At 72.3% G+C, this 11,915-nt stretch carries 12 protein-coding genes and 2 pseudogenes; 4 read left to right on the top strand and 10 right to left on the bottom strand.

Annotation, left to right across the window (positions count from 1 at the left end):
- Positions 1–11 precede the first annotated feature (11 nt).
- Both AB0J67_RS07920 and AB0J67_RS07915 read right to left on the bottom strand, forming a co-directional pair.
- A complete protein-coding gene (locus AB0J67_RS07920; protein WP_363477755.1) occupies positions 12–512 on the bottom strand; it encodes a universal stress protein in 501 nt (166 codons plus the stop codon).
- 531 nt (positions 513–1,043) lie between these two features.
- Positions 1,044–2,576, bottom strand: a pseudogene (locus tag AB0J67_RS07915) (MDR family MFS transporter); the annotation flags it as partial.
- Between the two features lie 85 nt (positions 2,577–2,661).
- Between AB0J67_RS07915 and AB0J67_RS07910 the strand changes: the two are divergent.
- Together AB0J67_RS07910 and AB0J67_RS07905 are read left to right on the top strand one after the other, a co-directional pair.
- Positions 2,662–3,255 (top strand): TetR family transcriptional regulator, encoded by a 594-nt coding sequence (locus AB0J67_RS07910; protein ID WP_363477752.1) that lies wholly within the window; start codon positions 2,662–2,664, stop codon positions 3,253–3,255.
- A 73-nt stretch (positions 3,256–3,328) separates the two neighbouring features.
- Positions 3,329–4,483 carry a lysylphosphatidylglycerol synthase transmembrane domain-containing protein gene (locus tag AB0J67_RS07905; protein WP_363477749.1) on the top strand — a complete coding sequence of 385 codons (1,155 nt, stop codon included), beginning with the start codon at positions 3,329–3,331 and terminating at the stop codon, positions 4,481–4,483.
- Positions 4,484–4,503: 20 nt separating this feature from the next.
- Here AB0J67_RS07905 and AB0J67_RS07900 read toward each other — a convergent pair whose 3' ends face one another.
- The 4 genes and pseudogenes from AB0J67_RS07900 to AB0J67_RS07885 form a co-directional block, all read right to left on the bottom strand.
- On the bottom strand, positions 4,504–5,178 hold the full coding sequence (locus AB0J67_RS07900) for a DUF998 domain-containing protein (RefSeq protein WP_363477746.1): 675 nt from the start codon (positions 5,176–5,178) through the stop codon (positions 4,504–4,506).
- A 30-nt stretch (positions 5,179–5,208) separates the two neighbouring features.
- A pseudogene (locus AB0J67_RS07895) lies at positions 5,209–5,538 on the bottom strand (DUF3140 domain-containing protein); the annotation flags it as partial.
- Positions 5,528–5,743, bottom strand: a complete 216-nt coding sequence (locus AB0J67_RS07890; protein WP_363477743.1) for a DUF2945 domain-containing protein — start codon at positions 5,741–5,743, stop codon at positions 5,528–5,530. The gene AB0J67_RS07890 and the pseudogene AB0J67_RS07895, both read right to left, overlap by 11 nt.
- Before the next feature lie 59 nt (positions 5,744–5,802).
- A complete protein-coding gene (locus tag AB0J67_RS07885) occupies positions 5,803–6,993 on the bottom strand; it encodes an MFS transporter (protein WP_363477741.1) in 1,191 nt (396 codons plus the stop codon).
- 135 nt (positions 6,994–7,128) lie between these two features.
- Here AB0J67_RS07885 and AB0J67_RS07880 point away from each other — a divergent pair, with 135 nt between their 5' ends.
- Entirely contained in the window at positions 7,129–8,415 is a 1,287-nt protein-coding gene (locus tag AB0J67_RS07880) for a VWA domain-containing protein (protein ID WP_363477738.1), read from the top strand.
- A gap of 123 nt (positions 8,416–8,538) precedes the next feature.
- Here AB0J67_RS07880 and AB0J67_RS07875 read toward each other — a convergent pair whose 3' ends face one another.
- The 3 genes from AB0J67_RS07875 to AB0J67_RS07865 form a co-directional block, all read right to left on the bottom strand.
- Positions 8,539–8,985, bottom strand: a complete 447-nt coding sequence (locus AB0J67_RS07875) for a general stress protein (RefSeq protein WP_363477956.1) — start codon at positions 8,983–8,985, stop codon at positions 8,539–8,541.
- A 290-nt stretch (positions 8,986–9,275) separates the two neighbouring features.
- Positions 9,276–9,617 (bottom strand): DUF952 domain-containing protein, encoded by a 342-nt coding sequence (locus AB0J67_RS07870; protein WP_363477735.1) that lies wholly within the window; start codon positions 9,615–9,617, stop codon positions 9,276–9,278.
- Between the two features lie 204 nt (positions 9,618–9,821).
- Positions 9,822–10,502, bottom strand: coding sequence for an NAD(P)H-binding protein (locus AB0J67_RS07865; protein ID WP_363477732.1), 681 nt, complete (start codon positions 10,500–10,502; stop codon positions 9,822–9,824).
- Positions 10,503–10,597: 95 nt separating this feature from the next.
- Here AB0J67_RS07865 and AB0J67_RS07860 point away from each other — a divergent pair, with 95 nt between their 5' ends.
- The gene (locus tag AB0J67_RS07860) at positions 10,598–10,960 is read left to right on the top strand and encodes a helix-turn-helix domain-containing protein (RefSeq protein ID WP_363477729.1); all 363 of its coding nucleotides are present in this window, start codon (positions 10,598–10,600) and stop codon (positions 10,958–10,960) included.
- Here AB0J67_RS07860 and AB0J67_RS07855 read toward each other — a convergent pair.
- Positions 10,961–11,915 (bottom strand): VCBS repeat-containing protein (locus AB0J67_RS07855; protein WP_363477727.1); only part of this gene is annotated, 955 nt, incomplete at its 5' end.

Here is an 11,915-nt window from a genome sequence, read left to right as displayed (position 1 = left end):
GGAGTGGCCTGCTACGGCACCACCACGACCGGCCACCTGCCCTGCTTGACCAGCCGCGTGGCGACCGAGCCCACGAACCGGTGCCCGGCCTGTGCCGACGCGCCGACCACGAGCATGTCGGCCTTGAGCTGGTCGGCGGTGTCGCGCAGCTCCGTGTACGGGTCGCCGCGCCGCACGATGAACGTGATCGGCACCCCGATCTCTTCTGCGTGCTCCTTCACCGCGGCCCGCAGCACCTCGGCCAGCTCCTCGTTGGTGTCGGCGGCGGCCGCCGCGGCCTGGCCGTAGAGCGCGCCGACCAGGCTCGCCGTCGCGCCCACGAACACCACGGCCAGGCGGCTGCGCTGGCGCCGGGCCAGGCCGGCGGCGTACGCGGCGGCGCGTTCGGACGTCGGGCTGCCGTCCACGCCCACCATGATCAGCCGAGGGCCGTCCGTGCCGCGCTCGAACTCGCAGCGCGCCGCGGCGGGGCCGTAATGCTCGGCCGCGGCGCGCTGCCGCGGGATGTCCATGGATGGGCCTCCCTTCCGCGACCGTCAGTTCCCGGCCACCGGCGCGGGCCCGCCCACGACCGGGAGCTCCAGGTTCGCGGACACGAACGCGGCCGTCGGCGCGTGGGCCAGCACCGTACCCGACGCGTGCAGCACCAGCGTGACCGGCGCCTTGGCCACCACGGTCACCGGCGCCTCGGAGACCAGGGTCATCGACTGCTGCGCGGTCGCGATCACGGGCACCTCGACCGGGGCGGGAGCGCCCTGCTCGGCCTTCGCCACGGCGAGGACGGGCTCCGGTGAATCTTGTGCAGTTGATGTCGCCCCAGCAGCATCAACTGCACTAGATCCACTCGCACCACCCAGCCGGGCCGCCGGGGTGGCGGCGGTCGCCGCCGGAGCCAGCGCCGCCGGAGCGGGCGTCGCCCCTGCGGTCACCGCCGGAGCGAGCGCCGCCAATGCGGGCGCCGCCGCCGCGCCGACAAGCACGGGCGCACCCACGGGAGCGGGTGACACCGGGGCGTCCTGGTCCGCGGGCGCGGCGGTCGCGGGAGCCGGCATCTCGAAGCTGGAGCGCAGGGTGATCTTCGGCAGCAGCAGCGAGGCGATCACGCCGACCACGCCGATGCCCGCGGAGATCAGGAAGATGTGGCCGGTGGCGTCGCCGTACGCCTCGCGCACGATGGTCTGCGCCACGGGCGGCAGGGCGGCGATGTTGAGCGAGCCGCCGCCGCTGCCCGAGGCGGGCAGACCGGCCGCGACCAGGTGCTCGACGATGGTGGTCTGGACCCGGTTGGCCAGCACCGCGCCGAGTACGGACACGCCGACGGTGCCGCCGAGCGAGCGGAAGAAGGTGACCGAGCCGGTGGCCGCGCCCAGGTCCCGCATGGCGGCGGTGTTCTGCACGGCGAGCACCAGGTTCTGCATGGTCATGCCGACGCCGACCCCGACGAGCAGCATGCCCGCGCCGATCGCGGTCAGCGGGGTGGTGTGGTCGATGAACGACAGCCCGAGGAAGCCGACGACCAGCACGATCGCGCCGATGACGACGTACGGCTTGATCTGGCCGGACTTGCTGACCAGGCGGCCGCAGACCGTCGAGGAGACCAGCAGGCCGATCATCATCGGCATGGTGAGCAGGCCCGCCTCGGTGGGGCTGTAGCCACGGCCGATCTGGAAGTACTGGCCGAGGAAGACCGAGCCGCCGAACATGGCCATGCCGACGGCGAGGCTGGCCAGGATCGCCAGCGCCGGGATGCGCTGCTTGATCACGTTGAGCGGCACCACGGGGTGCTCGGCGCGGTGCTCGACGAGCACGGCCAGGGCGAGCACGGCCAGCGCGCCGCCGACCATCGCGGCGGTCTGCCAGGACAGCCAGTCGAACGAGTTGCCGACGAACGAGACCCAGACCAGCAGGGTGCTGACGCCGACGGCGATGAGCAGCGCGCCGAAGTAGTCGATCTTCCCCTTGACCCGGGCGGTGCGCGGCAGGTCGAGGGTGAACCAGAGCAGGCCGAAGGCGAGCACCGCGATGGGCACGCCGATGAAGAAGCACCAGCGCCAGCCGAGCCACGAGGTGTCCACGATGAGGCCGCCCAGCAGCGGTCCGGCCACCGTGGCCACGGCCATGACGGCGCCCAGGTAGCCGTTGTAACGGCCGCGCTCGCGCGGCGGGATCATCGCCGCGATCACGATCTGGACCAGGGCCTGCAGGCCACCCACGCCGATGCCCTGCACCGCCCGCGCGGCGATGATCTGCTCGGCGTTCTGGGCGAAGCCGCTCAGCATCGAGCCCACCACGAAGATCGTGATGGCGGCGAGGACCAGCAGTTTCTTGTCGAACATGTCCGCCAGGCGGCCCCAGACGGGGGTGGTGGCGGTGGCCGCGAGCAGGGTCGCGGTGACGACCCAGGTGTACTGCGTCTGCGTGCCGTTCAGCTCGCCGAGGATGCGCGGCAGCGCGGTCGACACGATGGTCGAGCTGATCATGGCCACGAACAGGACGAGCAGGAGCCCGCTGAGGGACTCCAGGATCTCCCGGTGGCCCATCCGGGCGTGGCGGGGTGCGTGGGGGGTGGCGCTCATGACAAGCAGCATGACATCAAACTTGCACAGTGTGCAAAGTTGCCCATTAGGCAATCGGTCACACCGCCGGTATCGTCTCCTGCTCGTGGAGGCGACGACGACGCTGCGCGAGCGCAAGAAGGAAGCCACCCGGCAGGCGCTGCACGAGGCCACGCTGCGGCTCGCGCTGGAGCGCGGGCTGGACGCGGTCACCGTTGACGCCGTCGCCGACGAGGCCGGTGTGTCCCGGCGCACGTTCTCCAACTACTTCGCCAACAAGGAGGACGCCCTCCTGCACGGCGACCGCGTACGCGTCAGCCGCCTGCTCGAGCAGGTGCGCGCCCGCCCGCTCGACGAGCCGCCGTGGCGGGCGCTGACCGAGGCGACCGCCCGGCACTACGCCGCCGTCGGCGCGGTGGACCCGAACTGGCTGGCCCAGGTGCGCCTGCTGCGCCGCCACCCGTCGGTGCTCGCCCAGCAGGCCGCCGCGCAGACCGCGCTCGAACAGGAGCTCGCCGCCGAGATCGGCGCGCGCGATCCGGGCCACCCCGACGAGCCGATGCGCTCGCGGATCATGGCCGCGGTCTTCCTGGCGACGATGCGCACCGCCACCGGCCTGTGGGTCGAGCAGCCGCGTGGCGTCTCACTCAGCGAGGCGGTCCGCGCCGGGCTCGACCGCGCCGCCGAGCGGTTCGCCTGACCGGGCCGGACGCGCTGTGTCCAACGTTACGAGCCCCTCGACAACGATCTCCCGACCGGTATGGTCACCGAACGTGAGCCTGCTCCCGCCGGCCGAGGACACCCTCGACACCCCCACGCCGCCCGACACGGACGACGAACCCGCCTCAGCCCGCCCCGGGCCGGGCTGGCTGCGCTGGGCCCGGCGGCTGCTGCCCGTCGTGGTGATCCTGCTGGCGCTGCTGACCATCCGCGACCGTATGCCCGGCCCGGACGAGATCTGGCCGGTGCTCACCGGCGGCGACCTCACCTGGCTCGCCGTCGCGCTGGTCGCCGAGTGGGTGTCGCTGTCCATGTTCGCCCGGCAGCAGGTCTGGCTGCTGCGCGGCGTCGGCACGAGCGTGTCGCTGCGCAGCGCGCTCGCCGTCACGTACAGCCGCTCGGCCATCGCCAGCAGCCTGCCCGCCGGGTCGGCGCTGTCCGCCGCGTTCGGTTACCAGTCCTACCGGCGCTGGGGCGCCGACCGCGACGCGGCCACCGCGGTGGTGCTGCTGTCCAACCTGTCCTCGTTCGCCGCGCTGGCCCTGCTCTACCTGACCGGATTCCTGGTCGTCCTGCTCTCCTCCCCCGCCACCGCCGCGCAGACGCACCCCGCCGCCTCGGCGCTGACCCTGGCCACCGCCACGTCGATCGCCGCGCTGGCCGTGCGGCGGCGCATCCGGCACCGCGCCGGCACCACGCGTACGGCCGCCGCCTGCGCCACCCGCGCCGCCGAGCGCACCCGCGCCGCCGAGGCCGCCGACGGACTTGCCGCGCGGCTCCGCAGGCAGCTCGCCCGGCTCGGCGAGCTGCTGGCCGGTGTGGTCACGGCCGGCGCCGCCATCCCGGCCCGGTTCCGGCTCGGCGCGCTCGGCTACGCCGCCGCGAACTGGGTCGCCGACCTGGTCTGCCTCGCCGCCGTCGCGCAGGCGTTCCGGCTGCCGCTCAGCCTGTTGCAGCTCGGCACGATCTACGTGGTGGTGCAGCTGGTCCGGCAGATCCCGATCTCCCCCGGCGGGCTGGGCGTGATCGAGGCGAGCCTGCTGACCGCGCTGACCGCCGCCGGGGCGGCCGAGGCCACGGCGACGGCCGTCGTGATCGGATACCGGCTGCTGTCCTGCTGGCTGATCATCCCGGTGGGCCTCACCACCTGGGCCTTCCTGCGCCGCGCCGCCCCCGCCCCGCTCCCCGAGCCCCAACCCGCGACCTGAGGGAAAGGAAGGGCACCTTGTTAACGGACGTCCGTTAACAAGGTGCCCTTCCTTTCGGCGGCGCGCCAGGCCCAGCGGCCCAGGGCGAGCACCGTGAGCACTTCGAAGGCGGCCAGGCCGCGCTCGACCGCGCCCAGCGGGATGGCCTGCCACCAGTCGACGCCGGTGTACGGCTCCAGCAGCACCGCCCCGATGATCACGCCGAACATGGCCAGCGCGCCCAGCGCCGGCACCGCGGTCAGCCACACGTCGGCACGGCGGCCCGCGTCGCGGCGCCACGCCAGCACCACCAGCAGCGCCCCGACCGGCAGGCTCAGGAACGCGACCAGGCTGGCGACCCGGTGGATGTGCCCGTCCAGCGACGGGCCGACCGACCAGTCGTGCTTCGGGAAGTAGACGACCGCGGCCAGCCCCGCCGACCACAGCAGCAGGCCCAGTCCCGCGACCGAGGCCAGGCGGACCTGGCCCGCGTACGCCAGCGCGGCCGACACCGCCAGCGAACCGGCCGCCAGCACCAGCACCCCGAGGTTGAACACCCAGGCGGTCTCGTGCAGGGCGTACTCGCTGATGGTCCGCCGGACCGGGCTGATGTCGGCGGTCGGCGGCAGCACGTGCAGAGCCGAGACGGCCGCCATCCCGAGCAGGACGGCGACGATCCCGGCCGCGGCGAGCGGGCGGGCGAGTGCGGAGGGCATGACACCGATCATCCCACCGGCGGTGCTTCACTTGAGCGGGTCGTGGCCCCAGTTCATCAGCGAATGCCGCCACGGGGTGTCACCGACGTCGCCGTCCGGTCGCTGCGCGAGGTGGCGGTGCACGTACCCGACGACCTTGCGCATGTGGGCGAGATCCGCGTCGCTGAGGTCCGCCTTGCGGGTACGCAGCAACGCCACTATCCGCCGCCCGGACGCGTGCCCGGTGGACTCGCCCCCGCCGGTCTTCTGCCCGACGGCTCGGGAGTCGTCGGTGTCCAGCCACTTCTCCAGCTCCGCGGCGGTCATGTTCACCGCGTCACCGAAGTCCTGGAACGTCTGGTCCCGCCCCTCACCGGTCACGGCGCAGCGCCTCCGGCTTGTGCACCGCGTCGCGACCGGACTTGTCGCTGACCACGCGGTACTGCGGGTCCTCGACCGACGCCGCGACCTCGCGTCCCGCTGCCTCGGTCCGTTCGGTGATCTTCTCGACGACCTCGCCGTGCACGGTCTGCCCGTGGCTGCGCCAGGTCACCTTCTCGCCCTTGCGAAGCGGCTTCTTCCCCATGACCCGGATGAGTTCCCAGCACCGGCCCGCGCAAACCACGCCGGCCGGGTCGGGCCAGGTCAGGCCCCGGGCGTCGCCGCGACCGGCGCCAGGCCGCGCGCCCGCTCGGACCTGCCCGAGCGCCAGGCCAGGGCACCGGCGCCGACGGCGAGCACGCAGCAGACCGGCCACAGTGCCGCGGGCGCGGCGCCGTACAGCAGCGCGCCGAGCGGGGCCGCCAGCATGGTGCCGCTGGTCGCGGCTCCGGTGTAGAGGCCCTGGTACTGCCCGGTCAGGTCGGCCGGGGCCCGGTCGAGCACGTGCGCGGTCGCGGTGGTCTTGTAGAGGATCTCGCCCGCGGTGAGCACCACCATCGCCCCGATCACCAGCGCCGCGCCCGTGCCCAGCCCGAACAGGCCCATGCCCACGCCGACCAGGGCGTACCCGACCGCGATGATCCCGACCGCGGGCAGCCTGCGCAGCAGCACCGTCGCCGGGATCTCCAGCAGCAGGATCAGGCCCGAGCCGACGGCGACGACCGTCGCGTAGAGGGTCATCGGCTGGCCGTGGTCGCGCAGGTAAACCGGTAGCGTCGAGTAGAGCTGGCGGTACACCACGTCGACCACGACGATCGCGGGCAGCAGCGTCAGCAGCGCACGGTCGGCCAGCAGTGAGCGCCAGAGCCTGGCCGGGCGGTCTCCGGCAGGCCGGTGCGCCGCGGCGGGCTCGTCGCGCAGCAGCAAGGCGGTGACCGTACGCACCAGCAGGATGACCAGGCCGTCGATGACGAACAGCGCGGTGAAGTGGTCGACGGCGAGCAGCGCGCCCAGCGGCGGGCCGATGACGCAGCCGGCGTTGAACGCGGCCCGGCCCACCGCGATGGCGCGCCGCCGGTCCCCGGCCGGGACGGCGAGCGCGGTCAGCGCGCCCTGCGACACCCCCGCGGTGGCCCCGGCGTAGCCGAGCGCCGCCGTCGCGACGACCAGCAGCACGTCCGGCGTCCACGGCACGGCGAGGGTGACCAGGCCGGACACGGTCGAGGCGAGCAGCATCACGCGGCGGTGCCCGAACCGGTCGCCGAACCAGCCGCCGGTCAGGTTGCCCGCCAGCAGCCCCACGCCCAGCGCGCCGCTGACCAGGCCCGCGTGGCCGAGCGACAGCCCGCGCGGCCCGGTCAGGTACAGGAACAGGAAGGTGAACAGGAACGAGCCGGCGGCGTTGACGAAGCGGCCGATCGCGAGGATCCAGACGACCCGGGGGATGTCGCGCACGCAGGCACCCTAGACCTCGTGATCATGGTCGCGCAAAGCCGATTCCGGACTCCGGCACGCACAGGGACCTCATGGCGGTGGACACCGTTGCCTACTGTCGGGCACCGCCCCTGAACCTGTCCGAAGGAGACCGCCGTGCACCTGTCCGCGCACCTCGACGTCGACGTCATCGCCGTCGAGACCGACGACCGGCTGTCGGTGCTCATCGAGCTGACCGCCCCGCCCGCCCCGGCTGCGGCCGGTCCACGGCCGCCGTCCACGCTCCAGGTGGTGCTGGACCGTAGCGGCTCGATGCACGGCGACCGCATCGAGGGCGCGAAGACCGCGCTGATCGGCCTGATCGACCGGCTCGACCCGGCGGACCACTTCGGCCTGGTCGCGTTCAACAACCAGGTCGAGGTCACCGTCCCGGCCGGGCCGCTGACCGACAAGCCCGCCGTCAAGCAGGCGATCGCGCAGGTGTACGCGCGCGGCGGCACCGACCTGTCCGCCGGTTACCTGCGCGGGCTGCAGGAGGCCAAGCGGGTGGCGGGCGCGGGCGGCGCGACGGTGCTGCTCGTCTCCGACGGCCACGCCAACGCCGGGGTCACCGACCCCGACCAGCTCGGCGCGGTCGCCGCCAAGGCGTACGCCGAGCGGATCACCTCCTCGACGCTGGGCTTCGGGCTCGGCTACGACGAGCGGCTGCTGTCGGCGATCGCCCGCAGCGGCAGCGGCAACGAGCTGTTCGCCGAGGAGGCCGACACCGCCGGGGCGCTCATCGCCGGCGAGGTCGGCGGGCTGCTGTCGCAGACCGCGCAGGCCGCGTCACTGCTGATCAAGGTGGCTCCGCACGTGCGCGCGGTCCAGGTCGTCAACGACCTGCCCGTCACCACCACCGGTGACGCCGTGCTGGCCGAGCTGGGCAGCTTCTACGCCGACGAGAAGCGCAAGATCCTGCTCACCTTCGACATCCCCGCCATCCCCGCACTGGGCCTGACCGAGGTCGCGACCTGCGAGTTCACCTGGGTCGAACTACCCGGCCTCACCCAGCACACGGTCACCGTGCCGCTGCACGTCAACGTCGTGCCCGGCGACCAGGCCGCAGGCCGCGTCCCCGACCCGATCGTCCGCACCGAGCTCCTCTACCAGCAGGTCCAGCAGACCAAACGCCGCGCCTCCGGCTACCTCAGCGCCAGCTCCGCCAGGGCCGCCCTGGCCGAGATCCGCCAAGCCCAGCGCGCCGTGGACGAAGCCCTCGACAACGCCCCCGACTTCCTCCGCGCCGACCTCGCCGAGGAAGCCTCCTCCCTGGCCTACCTAGCCGAACAGACGGAACACGGCAGCATCGCCCGCGCCGCCAAGTACTCCTCCGCCGACGCCTCCTACAAATCCCGCAACCGCGGCCGCACCCTCCCTCCCACCCCCGACCCCGCCCCCTGACCCGACGATCTTGCGTGAACTGTGGGGACGACACGCCCGGATCGGGCATATCCCCAACAGTTCACGCAAGATCAACACGATCTTGTGGGCCGGGCCGGGCGGCGGTGACGGGCTGCGGGTGGGTCAGGCGGTGGTGGGCTGGGTGTTGAGGCGGGCCAGGAGTTGGCGGGCCTGGTCGGCGTACTCGGCGGTGACGCTGATGCCGTACTCGCCGGCCTGCAGTGAGCGGGCGGCGGTGAAGTCGCGCTTGCCGCGGGTCATCGCGTGCGCGATGGCGCCGAAGATGGCGCCCCAGATCGCGCCGATCAGCAGCGCGGTCAGGATCATGGTCAGCCAGGCGCGCGGCACGAAGATGGCGAACAGCAGGCCGATGAACAGGCCGAACCACGCGCCCGCGCCGATGCCGTACAGCGTCGCCTTGCCGGTCGTCATCCGGCCCAGCACCTGCTCGACCATGCGCAGGTTGGTGCCGACGATCGCGCTGTGCTCGACCGGGAACTTGTTGTCCGACAGGTAGTCCATCGCGCGCTGCGCGTCGGCATACTCCGCATAACTCGCGACGGTCACCATCGCGCGCGTCGGGTCGACCGGCTGGATGGGCACCCCCTGCCCGCGGTCCCCAGGTGTGGTCATGCCGCCCCCTTGCTCGTCACGGTTGTCCGTCCCGATCATCGCGCGATCGTCCCGCCGACATGCCGATTCGCCGGAAAGAGTGGGAATCGCCGGTCAACGGCGCAGCGCCAGGGTCTGGTCGAGCCAGTCGAGGACCCGCTGGTCGCAGCGCGAGCGGTGCCAGCCCTCGCAGTGGCGGCGCCGCGCTTCGACTGCCGCGGTGACTGCGGATGGTCGTCGGCCCGGGGTCACTCCGCCGGGGGCAGCACCGCGTCGACCTCGGCGGAGCCGCCGACCCGGTACACCTCCACCACCGCGCTGAGCGGCAGCGCGGCGTACACGTGCGGGAACGCCGCGCCCCGGCTGGCCGACTCCTCCCAGCGCAGCCACGCGGCGACCGCATCGGTGTCGACCGCCGCGACCACCAGCTCCGGCTCGGCCGCGAACACCCGGCCGGCGGTCTCGGCGACCTGGTCCCGGGCCGACAGGTGGATGAACCCGTCCCGGCGATCATGCGCCGAACCCTCGAACTCTCCCCTGGCCTGGAACTCTTCCCACTCCGAGGGCAACAGGATCTTGTAGATCAGCACCGGCCCACTATCCCAAACCCACCCCGACCCCACCCCGCGACCCCGTGACCCCGGCGATGATCGTTGTTCCGTGTCGATAGCTGCAGTCAGACCGCGCCTTCTGACACGGATCAGCGATCTTCGCCGACCCGACCCGACCTGCGCGGGGCGGGGCGGGGCGGGGCGGGGCAGGATGTGACGCGGTGACCGGCTGGCCGGCGGCGTTCAGAGGTTGAAGACGGAGATCCGGGTGCGGTGGTGGCGCGGGGTCTCGATCTCGTCGACCACCGCGACCGCGAGGTCCGCGTACGACAGGTGCGCCGACTCCGGCGGCACGGTCTCGCCACCGACCAGGTAGCGGCCGGTCCGCGGGCCGTCGTACGCCAGGCGCGCGGGCGGGGTGAGCATCAGCCAGTCGACATCCGTCCGCTGCTCCCGCAGCCGGTCGAGCCCCGCGGTGTGCGCGAGGGCGAACGGCCTGATCTGCGCCGGGAAGGCCGCGGGGTCGTCCATGACCGGCCGCCCGTCGGCACCGACGAGGTTCGCGAACAGGCCCACCACCAGCAGCCGTGGCACCGCGGCCGTGGACAGCGCAGCCGTGGACAGCGCGCCGGTCAGCGCGTCGGCGGCCTTGACGAAGAAGTCCGGATCGAGGTCGGCGAACCCCTGCTCCGGACCGCGGAACGGGGACACCGCATGGACCGCCGCGTCGTGGCCGCGTACCACTGCCGCCACTCGGGCCGCGTCGGTGACATCGCCCGGCACCACGTCCACCCCGTCGGCGGCCAGGTGGCCGTGCCGAGCCGGGTCGCGCACGACGGCCGTGACCCGGTGCCCCCGCTCCCGCGCCTCCGCCGTGACGGCCTGCCCGGCTCGCCCGCCCGCTCCGAACACGACGACGTTCATCCCGATCTCCTCCGGCTCGTGAGTCGTTGCCGGTCAGAGACGGTATCCACGAGAAACCGGTTACTTCAACGATACCGGCGGTACCCTCTGATCCCATGGCCGAGCCGCTGGACCCCGAGATGTTCGACCCGGTATGCCCGTCGAGCGCGCTGCCGGTGCAGATCGGCGACAAGTGGACCGCGATGGTCGTGCTCTGCCTCGAGGCGGGCCCGCGCCGGTTCAGCGAGCTGAAGGTGCCGCTGCGCGCGGTAACCCCGAAGGTGCTCACCCAGACCCTGCGGGCCATGCAACGCGACGGCCTGGTCACGCGCACCGCGTACGACGAGAACCCGCCCCGGGTCGAGTACGCGCTGACCCCGCTCGGCCGCAGCCTGCTGACCCTGATCGACGCCGCGCGGGCCTGGAGCAGTGCGGCCAGATGCTGCCTGCTCCAGGCCCGCGCCGAGCACAGTCACTGATCAGTAGACGACCTCGCCGTTCAGGCCGAAGAAGTCGTGCCATTTGGCGCCGCCGAGGAAGGCGGTGCCGGTGGACAGGCCGACGAAGACGTCGTTGGTGGTGTTTTTGGTGAAGACGATGATGTCGTCTTTGCCGTCGCCGTTGTAGTCGCCGAGGTAGGGGAATTCTCCGGCGAGGCAGAAGAAGTCGTTCCATTTGACGGTGGTGCCGATGAAGGTGGTGCCGTTGGAGACGGCGGCGTAGACGTCGGCGTCGGTGTTGCAGGTGAAGGTGACGATGTCGTCTTTGCCGTCGCCGTTGATGTCGCCGACGCGGGGTTGTTCGGTGCCGACGGCGAACAGGTCGTGCCATTTCTGGCTGGCTCCGAACGTGGTGCCGGTGGACAGGGCGACGATGACGTCGGCTGCGGTGGCGGGTCCTTGGGTGAAGGTGATGATGTCGTCGCGTCCGTCGCCGTTGACGTCGCCGATGGCGGGGTGTTCGCCGGGGATGGAGAAGTATTCGTGCCATTTGATGCCGGTGGCGAAGCTGGTGCCGGTGGACAGGGCGACGTAGACGTCGCCTTGGGTGTCGTGGGTGAAGGTGATGATGTCGTCTTTGCCGTCGCCGTTGACGTCGCCGACGGCGGGGACTTCGGCGGCGGGGGCGAACCAGTCGTGCCATTTGGCGCCGGCGAGGAAGCCGGTGCCGGTGGACAGGCCGACGTAGACGTCTCCGGCGTTGGTGCCGGTGGTGCCGCCGGTGAAGGTGATGATGTCGTCGCGGCTGTCGCCGTTGAAGTCGCCGGTGAGTAGTTTCTCGCCGGGCAGGCCGAAGAAGTCGTTCCATTTCACTGAGGTGCCGGCGAACGCCGTTCCGGTGGAGGTGGCGACGTAGGCGTCGTTGAGGGTGCCGAGGTTGAACGTGACGATGTCGTCCTTGCCGTCACCGGTGAAATCCGTCGGCGACCCGGCC

It is taken from the genome of Catellatospora sp. NPDC049609 (genome assembly GCF_040675365.1).
Taxonomy (GTDB): Bacteria; Actinomycetota; Actinomycetes; order Mycobacteriales; family Micromonosporaceae; genus Catellatospora.
This window is presented reverse-complemented; position numbering and strand designations above follow the sequence as displayed.

What these genes read in the sequence shown, in the direction of transcription:
- AB0J67_RS07920 (WP_363477755.1), bottom strand. Translation starts at nt 512, where the DNA reads ATGGACATCCCGCGGCAGCGCGCCGCGGCCGAGCATTACGGCCCCGCC.
- AB0J67_RS07875 (WP_363477956.1), bottom strand. Translation starts at nt 8,985, where the DNA reads ATGGTGACCGTCGCGAGTTATGCGGAGTATGCCGACGCGCAGCGCGCG.
- AB0J67_RS07860 (WP_363477729.1), top strand. Translation starts at nt 10,598, where the DNA reads ATGGCCGAGCCGCTGGACCCCGAGATGTTCGACCCGGTATGCCCGTCG.
- AB0J67_RS07865 (WP_363477732.1), bottom strand. Translation starts at nt 10,502, where the DNA reads ATGAACGTCGTCGTGTTCGGAGCGGGCGGGCGAGCCGGGCAGGCCGTC.
- AB0J67_RS07900 (WP_363477746.1), bottom strand. Translation starts at nt 5,178, where the DNA reads ATGCCCTCCGCACTCGCCCGCCCGCTCGCCGCGGCCGGGATCGTCGCC.
- AB0J67_RS07890 (WP_363477743.1), bottom strand. Translation starts at nt 5,743, where the DNA reads ATGGGGAAGAAGCCGCTTCGCAAGGGCGAGAAGGTGACCTGGCGCAGC.